The sequence below is a fragment of the Pacificibacter sp. genome, assembly GCF_039769035.1.
GTDB lineage: Bacteria > Pseudomonadota > Alphaproteobacteria > Rhodobacterales > Rhodobacteraceae > Celeribacter.
The window spans coordinates 1-17,370 of the sequence record NZ_JBDMZG010000035.1; the positions used below are offsets into that span (position 1 = coordinate 1).

17 protein-coding genes are annotated in these 17,370 nt (G+C 54.5%); 2 read left to right on the top strand and 15 right to left on the bottom strand.

The features are described from left to right. The coding region (locus ABF287_RS03615; protein WP_347183658.1) for an AAA family ATPase at positions 1 to 1,318 on the top strand (1,318 nt) is incomplete at its 5' end. Positions 1,319 to 1,468: 150 nt separating this feature from the next. Here ABF287_RS03615 and ABF287_RS03620 read toward each other — a convergent pair. The 3 genes from ABF287_RS03620 to ABF287_RS03630 form a co-directional block, all read right to left on the bottom strand. After that, on the bottom strand, positions 1,469 to 3,196 hold the full coding sequence (locus ABF287_RS03620; protein ID WP_347183659.1) for a peptidoglycan -binding protein: 1,728 nt from the start codon (positions 3,194 to 3,196) through the stop codon (positions 1,469 to 1,471). A gap of 3 nt (positions 3,197 to 3,199) precedes the next feature. Continuing rightward, positions 3,200 to 4,375, bottom strand: a complete 1,176-nt coding sequence (locus tag ABF287_RS03625; RefSeq protein ID WP_347183660.1) for a biopolymer transporter ExbB — start codon at positions 4,373 to 4,375, stop codon at positions 3,200 to 3,202. Between the two features lie 80 nt (positions 4,376 to 4,455). Then, entirely contained in the window at positions 4,456 to 5,010 is a 555-nt protein-coding gene (locus tag ABF287_RS03630) for a gamma-glutamylcyclotransferase (protein WP_347183661.1), read from the bottom strand. Positions 5,011 to 5,120: 110 nt separating this feature from the next. Here ABF287_RS03630 and ABF287_RS03635 point away from each other — a divergent pair, with 110 nt between their 5' ends. After that, entirely contained in the window at positions 5,121 to 6,122 is a 1,002-nt protein-coding gene (locus ABF287_RS03635; RefSeq protein WP_347183662.1) for a DUF2125 domain-containing protein, read from the top strand. Here the strand turns inward: ABF287_RS03635 and ABF287_RS03640 are convergent. The 12 genes from ABF287_RS03640 to hpaD (ABF287_RS03695) form a co-directional block, all read right to left on the bottom strand. Further along, a complete protein-coding gene (locus ABF287_RS03640) occupies positions 6,109 to 6,246 on the bottom strand; it encodes an extensin family protein (RefSeq protein WP_347183698.1) in 138 nt (45 codons plus the stop codon). The two genes, ABF287_RS03635 and ABF287_RS03640, sit on opposite strands and share 14 nt — an antisense overlap. Before the next feature lie 110 nt (positions 6,247 to 6,356). Next, entirely contained in the window at positions 6,357 to 7,277 is a 921-nt protein-coding gene (locus ABF287_RS03645; protein WP_347183663.1) for a prephenate/arogenate dehydrogenase family protein, read from the bottom strand. Then, positions 7,274 to 8,362, bottom strand: a complete 1,089-nt coding sequence (hisC, locus tag ABF287_RS03650) for a histidinol-phosphate transaminase (protein WP_347183664.1) — start codon at positions 8,360 to 8,362, stop codon at positions 7,274 to 7,276. Before hisC ends, ABF287_RS03645 begins: the two co-directional genes overlap by 4 nt. A gap of 198 nt (positions 8,363 to 8,560) precedes the next feature. Then, complete coding sequence (gene rpsD / locus ABF287_RS03655; RefSeq protein WP_347183665.1) at positions 8,561 to 9,181, bottom strand: 30S ribosomal protein S4; 621 nt, start codon at positions 9,179 to 9,181, stop codon at positions 8,561 to 8,563. A gap of 341 nt (positions 9,182 to 9,522) precedes the next feature. Then, positions 9,523 to 9,957, bottom strand: coding sequence for a hypothetical protein (locus ABF287_RS03660; RefSeq protein ID WP_347183666.1), 435 nt, complete (start codon positions 9,955 to 9,957; stop codon positions 9,523 to 9,525). 179 nt (positions 9,958 to 10,136) lie between these two features. After that, positions 10,137 to 10,895 carry an HpcH/HpaI aldolase/citrate lyase family protein gene (locus tag ABF287_RS03665; protein WP_347183667.1) on the bottom strand — a complete coding sequence of 253 codons (759 nt, stop codon included), beginning with the start codon at positions 10,893 to 10,895 and terminating at the stop codon, positions 10,137 to 10,139. Between the two features lie 8 nt (positions 10,896 to 10,903). After that, complete coding sequence (gene hpaH, locus ABF287_RS03670) at positions 10,904 to 11,704, bottom strand: 2-oxo-hept-4-ene-1,7-dioate hydratase (protein ID WP_347183668.1); 801 nt, start codon at positions 11,702 to 11,704, stop codon at positions 10,904 to 10,906. Next, the gene (locus ABF287_RS03675) at positions 11,704 to 12,579 is read right to left on the bottom strand and encodes a fumarylacetoacetate hydrolase family protein (RefSeq protein WP_347183669.1); all 876 of its coding nucleotides are present in this window, start codon (positions 12,577 to 12,579) and stop codon (positions 11,704 to 11,706) included. The genes hpaH and ABF287_RS03675 overlap by 1 nt, the downstream gene beginning before the upstream one ends. A 9-nt stretch (positions 12,580 to 12,588) precedes the next feature. After that, positions 12,589 to 13,986 (bottom strand): pyridoxal-dependent decarboxylase, encoded by a 1,398-nt coding sequence (locus tag ABF287_RS03680; RefSeq protein ID WP_347183670.1) that lies wholly within the window; start codon positions 13,984 to 13,986, stop codon positions 12,589 to 12,591. 9 nt (positions 13,987 to 13,995) lie between these two features. Then, entirely contained in the window at positions 13,996 to 15,444 is a 1,449-nt protein-coding gene (locus ABF287_RS03685; RefSeq protein ID WP_347183671.1) for an NAD-dependent succinate-semialdehyde dehydrogenase, read from the bottom strand. Positions 15,445 to 15,511: 67 nt separating this feature from the next. Further along, entirely contained in the window at positions 15,512 to 16,492 is a 981-nt protein-coding gene (hpaD, locus tag ABF287_RS03690; RefSeq protein ID WP_347183672.1) for a 3,4-dihydroxyphenylacetate 2,3-dioxygenase, read from the bottom strand. A gap of 18 nt (positions 16,493 to 16,510) precedes the next feature. Then, positions 16,511 to 17,365 carry a 3,4-dihydroxyphenylacetate 2,3-dioxygenase gene (gene hpaD, locus ABF287_RS03695; RefSeq protein ID WP_347183673.1) on the bottom strand — a complete coding sequence of 285 codons (855 nt, stop codon included), beginning with the start codon at positions 17,363 to 17,365 and terminating at the stop codon, positions 16,511 to 16,513. Positions 17,366 to 17,370: the final 5 nt, after the last annotated feature.

The following is a 17,370-nucleotide window of genomic DNA, read 5'->3' on the forward strand; positions in this document are numbered from 1 at the left end:
ATTCCGTCAGCATTTCGAAAAAGATCGCGCGCTGTCACGTCGCTTCCAAAAGATCGACGTCAATGAGCCATCCGTCGATGACGCGGTGAAGATCTTGCTGGGCATCAAGCCCTACTTCGAAGAGCACCACGAAATTCGCTACACCAACGACGCGATCAAATCAGCCGTTGAATTGGCCGCGCGCTACATTCACGACCGCAAACTGCCCGACAAGGCGATCGATGTGATCGACGAAGCTGGTGCGGCTCAACACCTCGTGACCGAAAGCCGTCGTCGCAAGACCATCGGCACAAAAGAGATCGAAGCCGTTGTCGCCAAAATCGCGCGCATTCCAGCCAAGAATGTGTCGAAAGACGATGCTGAAGTTCTCAAGGATCTCGAAGGCACACTCAAGCGTGTGGTCTTTGGCCAAGACAAGGCCATTGTGGCCCTGTCCTCGGCGATTAAGCTGGCGCGCGCAGGCCTGCGTGAACCTGAAAAACCAATTGGGAACTACCTGTTCGCAGGCCCAACAGGTGTGGGTAAAACCGAAGTGGCAAAACAGCTTGCAGACACGCTTGGCGTCGAGCTTTTGCGGTTTGACATGTCTGAGTACATGGAAAAACACGCTGTTTCCCGCCTCATCGGCGCCCCTCCCGGTTACGTTGGCTTTGACCAAGGTGGCATGTTGACCGACGGCGTCGACCAGCATCCGCATTGTGTCTTGCTGCTTGACGAAATGGAAAAAGCGCACCCCGATGTGTACAACATCCTGTTGCAAGTCATGGACAACGGCAAACTCACCGACCACAACGGCCGGACCGTGGATTTCCGCAATGTGATCCTAATCATGACATCCAACGCCGGTGCGACGGAACAAGCCAAGGAAGCCATCGGATTTGGTCGTGATCGCCGCGAGGGCGAAGACACGGCTGCGATCGAGCGGACATTCACCCCTGAATTCCGCAACCGTCTGGATGCTGTGATTTCCTTTGCGCCACTGCCCAAAGAAGTCATCTTCCAAGTTGTTGAGAAGTTTGTTCTGCAACTCGAAGCCCAGCTTATGGATCGCAACGTGCACATCGAACTCACGCGTGCTGCGGCTGAATGGCTCGGCGATAAAGGCTACGACAGCAAGATGGGCGCACGTCCACTTGGCCGCGTCATCCAAGAACACATCAAAAAGCCGCTGGCCGAAGAACTGCTCTTTGGCAAGCTGGCCAAAGGTGGTCTTGTCAAAGTTGGCGTGAAAAACGGCGCGCTTGATTTGCGGTTCGAAAAGCCAGAAAACCGCCGCATCGGCACACGCAAAAAGCCACCTTTGCTGACCGCCGACTAAGCAAAGATGCGGTTTGACATCGCATAAATTGCGCTTTCTCTATCCCCTGTAAGCCCCGTGCTTGCAGGGGATTTTACTTTGGGCAAGACTGCGAGATACGGAAGAGAACCCGACAGCCAAAACAGCGAGACTTCACTCACGCGTTAGGCGCTATTTTTCGGTTAGCTTCAATTCAATCCGGCGGTTTTGCGCAAGCGCCGCAGCGCTGCTGCCAGTCGCGATCGGATGGAATTCACCAAAGCCGGCAGCGGCCAAACGGTTGCCTGCAAAGCCAAGATCTTCGGTCATATAGCGCACCACCGACAGGGCGCGCGCTTGGCTGAGTTCCCAGTTGTCTTTGTAGTCGCCAAGCCCTGACAAGGGCACCTTGTCGGTGTGGCCATCGACACGGATCACCCAATCGATTTCTGGCGGAATGTCCTTGGACACGTCAAACAAAATGTCTGTCACGCGCGCAATTTGCGCACGGCCATTTTCAGCCAACTCCGCAGACCCTTGCTCGAACAACACCTCTGAACTGAACACGAACCGGTCGCCCACAATCCGCACGCCCTCACGATCCCCCAAGATGTCGCGCAACCGACCGAAAAACTCCGAACGGTAGTTTTTCAATTGTTTGGCTTCTGCCTCCAGACGCTTGCGCTCCGCCTCTTCCAACTGCGCGCGTTGGCGTTCTTCGGCGGCAACCTGCGCCAGCGCTGCGTTAAGCCGCGTCGTCAGAGCATCGATTTGAACATTGGCTTCCACATCACGTGTCTCGCGATCATCCAAAATAGCCTGCAACGATGACAATTGTCCCCGCAATGCAGAGACCTGCTGGTTCAAAAGCGCAACTTTGCGCGCACTCTCTGCCGACTTTTCTGTCTCATTCGCCAAGGCGGCCTCGGCCGTGGCCAAGAGCGCCGCCTGTTTTTGAGCCTCAGACAATTGCGCTTGCGCATCCAAGCTCAATGACCGCCGTGCGGCATCTGCGGCGGCAAGCAACGTCAATGTTTCCTCGGCGCCTTTGCGCTGTTCTTCCAACGCCAAAGTGAGCGCCGTCAGTTCATCTTGAGAATTCGCCAATTTGTCACGCAATGCTTGCAAGGCCGCTTGATCCAAAATCCGAGCTTTCTCCGCTTCACTCAGCGACGCCTCACTCAACAATCGCGCTTTCTCAGCTTCCGTTAAAGCCGCTTCGATTTCACGGCGGGCCGCATCGGCCTCGGTCAATGAGGCTTGCGTGTCGCGCACACGGGCGATTTCTGCAGCCAGTGCCGCGTCTTTGTCGACCGCCTCTGTTTGAAGCTGCGCCACCAATGCATCAAGCGCTTCTCGGCGCGCGGCGGCCAGTCGTGCATTTTCAGCCGCGGCATCGATTTCATCCCGTGCCGCGGCCAACGCCAATTGCAAAGCCTCTTGTTCGCTGATGACCCTTTGATTGGCCGCTTCCAGTTCTTCGATGGTGGCCGCGCGTTGATCTGATGTGGCCAAAGCCGCGTCGCGTTCAGACAAAAGACTGGCAACTTGGGCTTCGAATGAGGCAATGCGCGCATTCGCTTCCGAGTTTTGTGACTGCAACGAAGCAATAAGCGCGGTTTGCGCAACGGCAGTATCGCGCGCTTCATTCAACGTTGCGCGGATCGTTCCAAGTTGCTCTTCCAAACCAAAGGATCGTTGCTGTTCGAGCCCCAAAGCACGCGCCAAAGCAGACACTTCAGACGACAAAGCGTCGAGTTCCGTTTCTTGACCTGAAATCGTGTCGCGCAGCATGGATTGCACCACCATAAAGATGGTGAGAACAAACATCAAAACCAGCAAAAGCGCAGTCATAGCATCCACAAATCCGGGCCAGATCGACCCAGACATGCGTTGCGATGAACGGCGCAAAACGGCCATGGGTTATTGCTCCTGCGCCGTGGCTTCGCGCAAAATCTGCGTCAAAACAGATATATCGCCGCGCAGCGCCTCAGTGCTTTCTTGACGCCCTGCCGCAATTTCTTCGAGAATACGCAAAAGCTGTACGTCGATCGAGCGCAGGCGCATCCGGCTTTCGGCATCATCACCAACACCACCGCTTGCAGCAGTGTTTTGCTCTAACGCTTCCACAAGTCGATCTTGCGTGTGGGCAAGCTTTTCAAGCGCCGCACCAACCGCATCATCCTTTTCAAGCTGCACCACCATCCGGTCAATGGAATGTGTGAGTTGACCGATCCGTTCATCGACCAAAGCTCGAGACGCGTCAGATCTAACAAACAGGTCTTGAAGCGCCTCCATCTGTGCAGACATATGATCCAACACGGCAGCGGAGGCAGTGACGTCACCCTCACCATCGCCATCACCAGACGCCACGCCGATCCGCGTAATCGACGACATCCACTCTTCAAGTTCACGGAAAAACCGGTTTTGGCCATGGGATGCGAAGAGTTCGAGCAGCCCCACAACAAGTGATCCCGCCAGCCCAAGCAGCGACGAGGCAAACGCCGTGCCCATGCCCCCTAGCTGTTGCTCCAATCCGGTCATCAAACGCGTGAAAACAATCGATGCGCCTTCCCCTTCCTCTGGAGAGAGCGATTTGATCGTGTCAACGAGCGCAGGCACAGTGGTGGCTAGGCCATAAAACGTCCCCAAAAGACCCAAAAAGATCAATAGGTTAGAAATGTATCGCGTGATATCGCGCGCCTCATCGATGCGCGTCGCGACAGAATCCAATATCGACCGTGAAGACGAACTGGAAATTTGCGACTGCGCGCCACGCTCACGCATCAACCCCGCAAGCGGCGCCAACAACCGAGGGGCACGCTTGCCCTGTTGGCGTGGCTGAATGCCGATGAAACGTTCAATCCAATTGACGGAGCCGACAAGTTGAAACACCTGCCAAAAACACGCAACAACGCCGATCACAAAGACAAATGCGATAAAGCCATTGAGATACGGATTGGCAAGAAACACCGGCAAAACCCGAGGCAATGCAACATACACGCCAAAGCTGACCAGCCCCAGCACGATCACCATCAATGTGATCTGTCTAATGGGCTGTGAAAAATGCTGCCTTGCGCCTTGATTTGGTTGGTCCATTGACCTTGTCCTGTCCTGACCTAGCGTTTTTTAATTGGGTTCACGATAGGCGACGAATGCCGCTCTGCCAACATGCGATTTCAAGGCTCTACGCCCAAACGTGCGCGAACTTTGGCTGCGAGCTCAGTGAGGTCATAATCCTCCATGCCCAACTCGGTCAAATGCTGGGCTGTGCTGAACAAATAAGCACTGTTTGGACCACGCCCGCCCTTTGCGGCGGCGATGATATCCGCCTGTTGATCCAAAGACAGCGGGCCTGTGTATTGAACATGATCAGGGTCGATGACATAGGCCAAAGCCGTCACATCGCGCCCATCGTCAAGGCGCAACGGCACGTGATGTTCAACATAAGCCGATGATACCAGCTCGCGCTCCCGCAAATCGGCAAGGCATTGCATGGCCGTGTCAGGCCCAACGCGAAACGCAACACCGCGACACGTCGCATCGAGTTGAGCGTCCAGCGCCAGAACAAGTCCCGGTTTTTCAACACTGCCACGATGGTGGATAGACCACATGCAAAATGAACGTGAAAAGCCTGTCAAAGTGGCTGGCACATGATCGATAAATTCAAACTCTGGGTTCCATAACAAGGACCCATATCCAAACACCCAAAACCCGTTCTCAAAACCCGTCATCGCCGATTGTGCCCTTGCGTCCTTGTGTCTTCGGCCCACTGGCCAAGTTCCTCAACTGTGGTTAAACACGGCTTTGTTCAGTGTTGGAAGTGGTCTTGAAGGGTTTCAGTATGCGCAAACTTATTTTTCTCTGTCTCGGTCTGGTGGTTTTGTATTCTGGCTACTGGCTGATCACAGCGCGCGCCAGCGAACGCGGCATTGAAACATGGCTGAACTCCCGCGCCGCACAAGGCTGGCAAACCGAAGTCGCCTCTGTCAAAACACGCGGCTATCCTTTGACATTTGAAACCGACCTGACGGACCTTGCCATCGCGGATCCCAACACTGGTTTGGCGGCACAAACACAGCGCTTTTCAATCAAAAGCAAAAGCTACGCGCCCACACAATTGCATGCGCAACTGGACCAAAATACGCGGATTTCGACCCCGTTTCAGACCATCGACATCACAAACGAAAACATCGGCGGCACTCTTTTTGTCGAGGCAGGCCCTGCCCTTACGATGCACCGCGCCGCATTTGACTTCATCAATGTGACCGCCAAATCCAACTTGGATTGGGGCTTTACAGTCGACAAGGCAAGCGCCACCGCTGTGCGCTCTGAAGACAATCGCCTTGCCCACGACATCACGATGAACATCGAAAACCTTGCGCCAGTGGCCGCGATGATGTCACGTCTGAACCCTGATGGCATTTTGTCCGACAGCTTCGATTCTATGAAAGTTGATGCGACGGTGACCTTCGACAAAGACTGGGACATCACCGCACTTGAGGGTCCGCGCCCGCAACCAACACATGTTGTGTTGCGCAATGTCGCGGCCACTTGGGGCGCGCTCGACTTGCGTCTGGCAGGCGATTTCAAAGTGGATGCAAATGGTTATCCCAACGGCAAAATCGCCGTCAAAGCCACCAATTGGCGTGAAATGATTTCACTCGCAACCACCGCAGGGATCATCCCGCAGGACCTTGCGCCACTGGCGATGAGCGCCGGTGAAATGCTCGCAAAGCTCAAGGGCAACAGCACGACAATCGACGCCGAATTGACCTTGGCGCGTGGGACGATTTCGATGGGGTTTCTACCCCTTGGCCCAGCACCGCGCATCACAATCCGCTAGGCACTTGGCGACAGTGGCTTTTTGATCCGCAACGTGCGGTGTCAAAATGAAAGTGATCTTTGTGAAACGTGTCGGTTTCTGCCCCCAAGACAGTGCCAAACGGCCCGCAGGCGGCCTTGAGCATTTTGCGCAAGATTTTCTAGTGCCGCCATGTCTTCCAGCCTTCGAGACCGCTGATGTAATCACCGTTTTTAAGCGTTACACAAACCGCAAGCGCGACCGACCGATGCCGCCTTATGACGCGTCGCTGTTGCGCCCAAAGTTCGGGGCATCCGTATCTTGGCCAGCTTCGATAATGCCACGACGAATAGCGCGGGTGCGGGTAAAGTATTCATGCAGATGATCACCGTCGCCTTGTCGGATCGCACGTTGCAACGCGAACAATTCTTCCGTGAAACGCCCCAAAATTTCCAGCGTCGCTTCCTTGTTCGACAAAAAGACGTCGCGCCACATGGTCGGATCGGACGCAGCAATACGGGTAAAATCGCGGAAACCAGCAGCAGAGAATTCAATCACCTCTTGGTCCGTCACGCGGCTCAAATCGTCGGCAACACCCACCATTGTATAGGCGATCAAGTGCGGCGTATGTGAAACCACTGCGCAGACAAGATCGTGGTGATCCGCATCCATACGCTTTGTATCTGCGCCAAGCGCATGCCAAAACGCCTCAAGACGTTCAATCTCAACATCCGTCGAAGTCTCGGTCGGTACAATCAAGCACCACCGCTTATCGAACAGCTCAGCAAAGCCCGCTGTCGGACCAGAATGCTCCGTCCCTGCCATAGGGTGCGTGCCGATAAATTCAACATTTTCAGGCAAGTGCGGCAGAACAGACGCAAAGATATCTTTCTTCACAGAGCCTACGTCAGTGACGACCGCGCCCTGTTTTAAGGCTGGTGCAATCTCTTGCATGACAGTGCCCATAGCACCTACGGGGACAGCCAAAACCACAAGATCCGCATCTTTGACGGCGTCAGAGGCACTTTCACAAACGCGGTCTACAAGACCAAGTTCGCGCGCTGTATCGCGCGTTTGGGCAGACCGTGCATAGCCCGTGATTTCACCTGCAACACCAGCGCGACGCATGGCCAAGGACATCGACCCCGCGATGAGACCCAACCCAATGAGGGCCACGCGCTCATACATCACGCTCATCTGCTTTGCTCCATAAACTGGCCAATCGTATGCGCCACACGGCGACACGAGGCCTCATCTCCAACAGTGATCCTGAGGCAATTGGGCAAACCATAGCCCGCCACTTGACGCACCAGAATTCCGTTTGATTTTAGGAATTCGTCACATGCCACGGCTTCGGCATTGTCAATGAACCGCGCCAAAATGAAATTGGCACAAGACGTGTCAGACGGCACGCCATGCTCCATCAAAGCCTCAGCCAACCAAGCCCGCAAGCGCGTGTTCTCGTCGCGACATTTTTCAACCCAGTCACGATCTTTCACAGCTGCTTCGGCTGCGGCCAATTGTGGCTCGGACATGTTGAAAGGTCCGCGCACACGATTAAGCGTGTCGATGATTTCCTGCGGGCCAAATCCCCAGCCGACGCGCGCGCCGCCCAGACCGTAAATCTTGGAAAAGGTACGCGTCATCACGACGTTGTCGCGCGCTTCAACCAAAGCCGCGCCGCCGTCAAATGCGTCGACATATTCTGCATAGGCCCCATCGAGCACCAAGATCGTTTGCGGCGGCAAGCCGTCTGCCAAACGCGACACTTCGCGTTGACCAATCATTGTCCCTGTGGGGTTGGCCGGATTGGCGATAAACACCAATTTGGTCTTGTCCGTACAGGCCGCAAGGATCGCGTCCACATCCACGACGCGCTCGCGCTCGGGCACGCACACAGGCGTTGCGCCCGCCGCAAGCGTGGAAATACGGTACATGGAAAACCCGTGTTCCGTGTGGATGACTTCGTCACCGACGCCCGCATAGGCTTGGCACAAGAAGGTGATGATCTCGTCAGAGCCCACCCCAACAATAATTTTTTGCGGATCAAGGCCATGCACTTCGCCAATCGCTTGGCGCAAACGACCGTGGTCGGTGTTTGGGTAGCGGTGCAACTGATGCGCAGCCTTGGTAAAGGCGGCTTTAGCGTCATCAGGTGTCCCAAGCGGATTTTCGTTCGAGGACAGTTTTACAGCATTTTCCAAACCAGCAATCTTGCTGGCACCACCTTGATACAAGACGATGTCAAGAATTTTGGGTTGGGGTTCAATCACACGGGTCATAGCTCAACTCACGGTAAGGTTGGGTTACTCATACGCGTGCGCGCGCAGCAAGGAAAGTCGCTTCACCAAACTGCACAAATATGTTGCGCCAACGCGTCTGTTTTGCCCACGCGCTGTGGAAAAACTATTGAATACCCGACCATAGAAAAAGGCCGCCCCAAAGGACGGCCTTTCAAAAGTCTTATCGAGTGGCTCAGATTAGTTCTGAGCGTAGAATTCGATCACGAGGTTTGGTTCCATTTGAACAGCGTATGGGACGTCTGAAAGACCAGGCGTGCGCACAAATGTCGCTTTCAATTTGGAGTGATCAGCTTCGATGTAGTCAGGAACATCACGCTCAGCCAATTGAGTTGCTTCAAGAACAACTGCGATTTGCTTGGAACGATCACGCACTTCTACAACGTCACCTTCTTTTACGCGGTAAGAAGGGATGTTTACGCGTTTGCCGTTCACTGTGACGTGGCCGTGGTTTACGAACTGACGGGCAGCAAAGATTGTTGCAACGAACTTCGCGCGGTACACAACAGCGTCCAAGCGGGATTCGAGCAAGCCGATGAGGTTTTCACCTGTATCGCCTTTGATACGCACAGCGTCAGCGTAGATGCGGCGGAATTGTTTCTCTGTCAGATCGCCGTAGTGACCTTTCAGTTTTTGCTTTGCGCGCAACTGAAGACCGAAGTCAGACAATTTGCCTTTGCGGCGCTGACCGTGCTGGCCTGGGCCATATTCACGACGGTTCACTGGGGATTTAGCGCGGCCCCAGATGTTTTCGCCCATGCGGCGGTCAATTTTGTATTTGGCAGATGTGCGTTTGGTCACGATCTGGATCCTTTCAAGTTTGTGAAAGGTGCTGTCCTTTGCGTTCCACGAACTATGTGCATTGAGCACAGTTATCGCTTTCAGCCGACAGGCAACCTCTTGCGAGGGCCACCAACACCAAAGTAATAGCCCGCACACATTGCTGCATACGGGATGAGCGGCTTATATAGGGCTGAAAGAGGGAGTCAACCGACGCCCCTCATAAAATATGGGTTTTTCTAACGCTTCATGCGTGATCATCATTTGAACCAGCGTATATTGCGGATTTGTCGTGCAATGATAGACCTGCCACAAGCAGACACCCGTCTATTTCCAAACGTTTTCAGAACAAACTGGCGTATCTAAAACTGAAAAGCCAAGCCAATGTCTGGCATCACATTCGGCACCGCTGAGGTCGGAACAAGCGAACTCAGCCAAGGCATATCGCTTTGAGACGCGGGAATCATTGGCGTCACTTCAGAGGGTGAGTTGCTTTTTGTTACATCGACAAAGACAGACGGTTGAGCGGCAGGCCAGCCAGGCACAGTATTTAGGTTTAGAGGCGCAGCAAACGCACGTGCCCCGAACAGGTCAAAAGTTCGGTCGCTCTGCCCGCCCAATGGTGACGGGGCATTTCCCAACATCGGCCGCGCGGCAGCGTTTGCTGTTGCGATTGACGCAGGTGCCAAAGTGGTGACCGCAGCCAATCTATCTGCGCTTTGACGTTCCCAATGCGTCACGGCGAGCGCGACAAGAAACACGGGTAAAAGTGCCAGCCGATGAAAGAGAAAATGCATGAAGAATCGCCCTTGAGAATCCGAAACCTTCAAGCAGCGTAAGACATGACTATTAACAGCTTCTATATAGCCTGCCCAAAAGCGAACAGCCCCGCCAGCGCCTGCATTTTCGAGAAAAGGCGGACAGCAAGCGGGGCGTTCGTCATTTTAGATGTCACGCGGTGGCGCGAGATTTTAACCTAGAAGGCAGCTCTAAGCGCCAGCAAGCCGCCACGCAAAACGCCGACATCTGAGCCCACGGCCAAGAATTCAACGCCCATGTCAGCATAGCCTTTGGCCAGCGTCTGATCAGAGGTCAAAATACCAGCGGCTTTGCCTGAGGCGCGAATGCGTGTGAGCGTTTCATTCACCACGGCTTGCACTTCGGGCGCGCCAGGCTTGCCGACAAATCCCATATCAGCGGCCAAATCAGCAGGACCGACAAAGACACCATCAACATGATCCAACGCCAGAATATCATCCAATGCATTCACACCTGCCATGCTTTCAACTTGCAGCAAAAGGCAGACTTCATCGTTGGCGGTTTGCAAGTAATCTGAAATGCCGTTGTAGCCAGAAGCCCGCGCCAAAGCAGCGCCAACGCCACGCACACCAAGCGGCGGGTAGAGCATGGATTTGACCACTTCGGCAGCTTGTTCACCACTGTCGATCATTGGCACCAAAATCGTCTGCGCACCGGCATCCAACATCTGTTTGATCTCGGCACGATTGTCATCGCGCACCCGCACCACGGGTGCTGTGTCGCCCCCGATGGCCCGCAGTTGCTCCAGAATGTTGAGCAACCGGTTCGGGCCATGCTCGCCATCAATGACGATCCAATCAAACCCTGTGCCTGCGGCAAGTTCAGCGACAGACGCAGTGCCGAGACCGGACCAAAGGCCAATCTGGGTGTCGCCTTTTTTCAACCGCTCTTTAAAGACATTATGAGGTGCTGGCATGGTCTATCCTATTCAAACGCAATGGAAACACGGCCAAAGGGGCCATAGTCTGCATCAATTTTGGTTCCTGAGGGGCACTCGATAGGTGCCACAAAAGACCCCGCAAGCACAACTTGTCCAGCCTCGATGCGCTGACCATATTGGCCCATGCGCTCTGACAGCCAAACAATGCCCATCACTGGATCGTTGAGCACAGCAGCGCCCAAGCCCGTGGCCACGACCTCGTCGTTTTTGGACACAATCGCCCCAACCCAACGCAGATCGAAATCCTCGGGCGCGTGACGTTCGGGCCCCAAAACAATGCCCCCATTGGCGGCATTATCGGACACTGTGTCAAAGATTTTACGCGTCTGGCCTGTGGCCGCATCAACGCGCTTGATCCGCGTGTCGAGAATTTCAATCGACGACGTTACATAATCGGTGGCCGCGATCACATCCTCACGGGTCACTTTGCCTGACAATGGCGCTTTCATGACAAAGGCGATCTCGGCCTCGATACGTGGCTGGATAAAGCGTTTTGCAGGCACCGCAGAGCCGCTTTCAAACAGCATGTCATCATAAATCACACCGCTGTCAGGCGTCGAAATGCCCAAAGCGTCTTGCATGACTTTCGATGTCAGACCAATTTTCCAGCCGATAATTTTGCGACCCAGTGACAACTTGCGCTCCATCTGTGACGACTGGATGGCGTAAGCGTCATCCAGCGTCATGTCAGGGTGCTTGATCGACAAAAGGTCAATCTGCTCTTGCGTTTCTTCCGCGCGCAGCAAGCTTTCGGCTGCGACATCAATATCCAATTGCGACAGCATTATTCGTCCTCAACACCATTGCGCAAGATGCCGATGCCTTCGGCTTCCACTTCGATCACATCGCCTGGTTTCAACCAGATTGGCGGATCGAAGCGTGCACCTGCGCCAGTCGGCGTGCCACAAACGATCACGTCACCCGGTACAAGCGTACAGAAGGTGGACACGTAGTTCACGATGTAGCGGAAATCATACATCATGCGGCCTGTGCGATCTTGTTGACGCACTTCGCCGTTCACGCGTGTTTCCAACTTGATGTCATCCAACTGTGACGCGTCTTTCATTGGCACCAACCACGGGCCGATGGAGCCTGTGTTGTCCCAGTTCTTGCCTTGGGTCACGTTGAATTTCGCGTGGCGGACCCAATCGCGAATAGTGCCTTCGTTACACAAAGTCAGCGCCGCGATGTGATCGTAAGCATCTTCGCGTGCGATGCGACGCCCGCCTTTGCCGATCACGATGGTCACTTCGCCCTCGTAATCCAATTGCTCTGATTCTGGTGGGCGCACGATGTTTTCGTTGTGGCCCACGAAAGAGCGCGGGAAACGGATGAACATTGATGGCTTGCTTGGTGCCGCCTGCCCGTCTTTGTATTCTGCGTTGCGATCGGGGAAGTTCACGCCGATACAGATCAGTTTTTCAGGGCGCTTGATCGGGATAAGGTATGTGACATCCTCTTCGCGAAAGCTTGGGCTGCGCCCTTCGGCTGCGGCCATCACTTCGTCCAAAGCGCCGGCTTCGATGATTTCTTGCAAGCCAGCAAAGCGGCTGCCGAAATCAAGTGTGAGGTCGATGATGCCTGCGTCCGTCACAACACCGTAGCGGTCTTGGCCATTGGCGTTAAACGCAGCAATGCGTGGGGGAAGAGATTTGGTCATGGGATGCTCCTAAGCGTTTGCGGACATCTCGATCAGCACGTCATAGGCTGTTTCGATGTCTGCTTCGGTCATGTCAAAAGCGCCCGCTTGAAAGCGGATCGCGATGTGCCCGCCTGTGCGGGTCTGCGTGAGGTAAATACGGCCATCGGCGTTGATGGCTTCAACTAAGGCAATGGTGTCGGCGTCGCTTGCGCCCTTTTGGCGAAAGCTGAACAGCGACAACACAGGTTCGGTTACAATTTCAAAATCAGGATGGGCGCGCAGGCGTTCGCACAGCGATTGCGACCAAGCCACGTGATTGCGGATCATCGTGCGCAGGCCTTCCAGCCCGTGAAAGCGCAGCAAAAACCACAGTTTCAGGGCACGAAAACGCCGCCCCAAAGGCACCGACCATTCCGAATAATCAATCACGCCGTCTTGGCCATGGGTTTTCAAAAACTCTGGCTGGATGGCCAATGTTTTCACCAAAACTTTCGGATCACGCACCAAATGCGCTGAGCAATCAAAAGACGCGCCCAGCCATTTGTGCGGGTTGAAGACGATGGAATCCGCCATCTCGACACCCGCCCATAGCGTGCGGAACTCAGGGCAGATCATCGCAGAACCAGCCCAAGCTGCATCAATGTGAACGAAAAGCCCGTGGGCATGAGCGACCTTGATCGTGGCGCTCAGATCATCGGTCCCGCCAATGCTGGTCCCGCCAACAGAGCCAATATAGCCCGCAGGCAGAAACCCTGCAGCCAAGTCTGCTTGAATGGCCTCATCCAAGGCCTCGGGCGGCAAAGCACCTGTCACAGGATCAGCCGGAATTTTCACCAGATTGTCTTGGCCGATGCCCGAGACCCAAATGGCGCGGTCAATCGAAGTATGCACTTGATCAGAACAATAGATCCGCAATTGCGGATTGGCCTTGAGACCCTTTTGATTGCCTGCCCAATCGGTTGCGCGTTCACGCATCACCAAAACTGCAGCCAAAGTGGCCGAAGACGCTGAATCTTGGATCACGCCCGAAAACTCAGATGGCAAACCAACGGCATCGCGCAGCCATTCCATCATCCGTGTTTCAAGCTCAGTCGCCGCAGGCGAGGTCTGCCACAACATGCATTGCGCGGCCATCGCCGTTACAAGATATTCTGCCACAACCGACACAGGGGCGGCATTCGCAGGGAAATAGGCAAAGAAACGCGGGTGCTGCCAATGGGTCATGCCCGGTTCAATAATGCGTTCGAAATCTGCGAAAATCTGCTCCATCTCCACACCCGTTTCAGGGGGCTTGGGCGGAACAGCGTGATAGATATCACCCGCAGAGGTCTGCGCGCGCACGGGTTTGTCACGCAAAGTATCACGATACTTTGCGCCCCATGCCGCCGCTTGCGCGGACCAAGTTTCGAAATCTTTAGGTGTCATATCAAACCTTTAGGAAATGCCGCCAAAGCAGAGGTATTTGATTTCTACGAACTCTTCGATGCCGTATTTGGAACCTTCACGGCCCAAGCCTGACGATTTCACGCCACCAAATGGCGCTTCAGCTGTGGAAATCAGGCCTGTGTTGATGCCAACCATGCCGTATTCCAACTGCTCGCCGACCATCCAAGAACGCGCCAAATCGCGGGTGTAGAAGTATGACGCCAAACCGAATTCCGTGTCATTGGCCATGGCCACGACTTCTGCATCGGTCTCAAACTTGAAAATCGGCGCTAAAGGCCCAAAGGTTTCATCTACAGCGACAACCATATCTTGGGTCACGCCGGTGATCACTGTCGGTTCATAAAACGTCCCGCCCAGCGCGTGGGGCTTGCCGCCCATCACAACCGTTGCGCCTTTTGCAGTGGCATCGTCCACATGTTCTTGCACTTTTTCAACAGCTTTCGCATCGATCAAAGGCCCAAACACAGTGTCCGCATCCATGCCATCTCCGACCTTCAAAGTGGCCAGTTTTGCGGCCAGTTTTTCGGCGAAAAGATCGTGAATACCAGACTGCACATAGATGCGGTTGGCGCAAACACAAGTTTGGCCGTTGTTGCGGAACTTGGCGATAATCGCGCCCTCAACAGCAGCATCCACATCGGCGTCATCAAAGACGATAAACGGCGCATTGCCGCCCAGCTCAAGCGCCAGTTTTTTGATTGTCGGCGCAGATTGGCGCATCAATTCGATGCCCACAGGGGTGGACCCCGTAAAGGTCAGTTTGCGCACGGTGTCACTCGCGGTCATCACACCGCCGATGGCGCGCGCAGAACCCGTGATGACAGAATAAAGCCCAGCAGGAAGACCAGCGCGTTCAGCCAAAACCGCCAAAGCAATCGCGGAAAACGGCGTTTGTGATGCAGGTTTCAGCACCATCGCACAGCCCGCCGCCAAAGCAGGGCCAGCTTTGCGAGTGATCATCGCGTTCGGGAAATTCCATGGGGTGACAGCCGCAACGACACCGATGGGTTGCTTGACCACAACAATGCGTTTGTCAGGCGCATGGCCGGGGATCACATCGCCGTAAATACGACGCGCCTCTTCGGCAAACCATTCGATAAAGGAGGCGCCATACATGATTTCGCCGCGCGCTTCGGCCAAAGGTTTGCCCTGCTCTTGCGTCAAAATATACGCCAAGTCATCAGCGTTCTCGACCATCAGATCGAACCATTTGCGCAAAATGCCAGCGCGTTCTTTGGCTGTGCGTGCAGCCCATTCTTTTTGAGCGACATCCGCAGCCGCGATTGCAGCCTCAGTTTCAGCGGCACCAAGATTTGGCACATGACCAATCAAAGCCCCCGTTGATGGGTTGCGCACCTCGATGGCGTTTTCGCCAGCAGGAATCCATTCGGCGCCAACAAGTGCGGCTTCTTTAAACAGGCTTGGATCTTTGAGCATGACAGGACCTTGATATTTGTGGGTAAAAATCGGCGCACACGTGGTGCACCGATTTGTTTTTATAGACTTATGGCGCGATGATCGGCTGTGATTTGAGATCACTTTCAGTCACAGGGGCACCTTCGAAAGTTGAGCCCAGTTCAAACCAGCTGCGTGGCGCTGCCGCCCCCCAAAGGGTTTGACGCTGAGGATCTTTGAGGTCCCATTTGATCGCTTCGTGATCGGGATCAATCGTTTGGTAATCGGAACAGTAGATTTCAGTACGGTGACCATCTTTGTCGCGAATGTACAAGAAGAACGCGTTGGAAATACCGTGGCGGCCAGGGCCACGTTCGATATTGTCAACATAACCTGTGGTGGACATCAGGTCGAGCAAGTCGATGATGTTCAACGGTGTTGGCACCCAAAAAGCAACGTGGTGCAAACGTGGGCCAGTGCCGTTTGTGAAGGCCATGTCGTGCACGCCGCCTTTGCGGTGCATCCATGCGGCCCAAGCGCGACCTGTTTCTGCGTCTTCTGTGTACTCGGTGACGCGGAAGCCCAGCTCGCCGTAGAATTTGATCGAGTTGTCCACGTTCGGTGAGAACAGGTTGAAGTGATCAATGCGCAGTGGCTTCACACCATTGTACAGTTTGTATTTTTGGTGGATTGGCTCAAGACGGTCCATTTTGGCATAGAACTCGAGCGGTACACCCCAAGGGTCGCGTGTTTTCAAAACGCGGCCCATGTAAGGGCGTTCCACCCATTCGGTTGGCAAATCGCGGGCTTTGAACCAGTGCTCGGCCTTGTCGAGATCTTCTTCGGACCAGACTTTGAAGCCCAAAACACCCACTTCGCCCACAGGCGCGTGGCGCAGGATCAAACAGTGGTGGCCACGTTCTTCCATCGCGCGCAGGTAGATGACTTCTTTGTCTTCATAGGTCACTTGCAAGCCGAGTGTGTCGACATAGTAGCCGCGCGACCATGCAAGATCCGTCACACGCAATTCGGTGTGGCTCAGGCGGACGATGTTAAAGGGCGGGTTCAGATTGTGTTCTGGAATAGGCATGTGCGTTCCTTTCAACCCCTATTGGACAGGGAAAATAACGTTGGTTTGTCCCGTGCCGGAGCTGGGGAAATATTCTGTGATCACTTCGCATTTGGCGTCGTAGCTGTCCCAGCCCAAAGCGCCATAAAGCATCGCGGTATCGTGCATGGAGCCTTCGCCACAGCAGAATTCCGCATATTCAGCGAGCATTTTGAGGAAGGTGGCGTGATCGCCGTTCTTCCACATCTCAAGGACATGCAAATCCATCTGACGATTGAACTCAGAGCTGATGGTGAAAGTGCCGTTGTTTGCGGCATAGTCTTTGTTGGGCCAAATTTTGTGGCTCAAAGACCCAGAGGCCACGAGCAAAACCTTGCTGTCGCTTTCTTCAATAGCGGCGCGAATGGCCTCGCCCACGATACGGCTCTCGTCGTGATCATGCACAGTACACCATGCCGCGACAGAAACGACTTTCATCTTATGCGCACGGCTCATAAAGCGCATCGGCACAAGCGAGCCGTATTCCAACTCAAGGCTGTCGATTTTATGCGACAAAGTATAGGCACCCATTTCGGTCGCTTTCGCCGCAATCGCATCGCCCAATTCGGTGTTCCCGTCGTATTCATATTCCAAATCTTGGATAAACTGCGGAAACTCATTGGACGTGAACAAGCCTTTGAAATGGCTGTTGGAATTGATGTGAAAGCCAGCGTTGATCACCCAATGGGTGTCACAAATCACAACGGTGTCGGCACCAAGTTCGGCGGCGCGACGTGCGATTTCCATGTGGCCATCAATGGCCGCTTGGCGCTTGCCTTTCACTGGGCCGTCTTGTTCTGACATCAGCATCGTCGGCACGTGTGTGCACTTGGCTGCGAGTACGATCTCTCCCATATCGG

Bases quoted from the DNA above. Each gene is read 5' to 3' on its own strand.
- ABF287_RS03620 (WP_347183659.1), bottom strand. From the start codon at position 3,196: ATGGCCGTTTTGCGCCGTTCATCGCAACGCATGTCTGGGTCGATCTGG.
- ABF287_RS03625 (WP_347183660.1), bottom strand. From the start codon at position 4,375: ATGGACCAACCAAATCAAGGCGCAAGGCAGCATTTTTCACAGCCCATT.
- ABF287_RS03630 (WP_347183661.1), bottom strand. From the start codon at position 5,010: ATGACGGGTTTTGAGAACGGGTTTTGGGTGTTTGGATATGGGTCCTTG.
- ABF287_RS03635 (WP_347183662.1), top strand. From the start codon at position 5,121: ATGCGCAAACTTATTTTTCTCTGTCTCGGTCTGGTGGTTTTGTATTCT.
- ABF287_RS03640 (WP_347183698.1), bottom strand. From the start codon at position 6,246: ATGCTCAAGGCCGCCTGCGGGCCGTTTGGCACTGTCTTGGGGGCAGAA.
- ABF287_RS03645 (WP_347183663.1), bottom strand. From the start codon at position 7,277: ATGAGCGTGATGTATGAGCGCGTGGCCCTCATTGGGTTGGGTCTCATC.
- hisC (WP_347183664.1), bottom strand. From the start codon at position 8,362: ATGACCCGTGTGATTGAACCCCAACCCAAAATTCTTGACATCGTCTTG.
- ABF287_RS03660 (WP_347183666.1), bottom strand. From the start codon at position 9,957: ATGCATTTTCTCTTTCATCGGCTGGCACTTTTACCCGTGTTTCTTGTC.
- ABF287_RS03665 (WP_347183667.1), bottom strand. From the start codon at position 10,895: ATGCCAGCACCTCATAATGTCTTTAAAGAGCGGTTGAAAAAAGGCGAC.
- hpaH (WP_347183668.1), bottom strand. From the start codon at position 11,704: ATGCTGTCGCAATTGGATATTGATGTCGCAGCCGAAAGCTTGCTGCGC.
- ABF287_RS03675 (WP_347183669.1), bottom strand. From the start codon at position 12,579: ATGACCAAATCTCTTCCCCCACGCATTGCTGCGTTTAACGCCAATGGC.
- ABF287_RS03680 (WP_347183670.1), bottom strand. From the start codon at position 13,986: ATGACACCTAAAGATTTCGAAACTTGGTCCGCGCAAGCGGCGGCATGG.
- ABF287_RS03685 (WP_347183671.1), bottom strand. From the start codon at position 15,444: ATGCTCAAAGATCCAAGCCTGTTTAAAGAAGCCGCACTTGTTGGCGCC.
- hpaD (WP_347183672.1), bottom strand. From the start codon at position 16,492: ATGCCTATTCCAGAACACAATCTGAACCCGCCCTTTAACATCGTCCGC.
- hpaD (WP_347183673.1), bottom strand. From the start codon at position 17,365: ATGGGAGAGATCGTACTCGCAGCCAAGTGCACACACGTGCCGACGATG.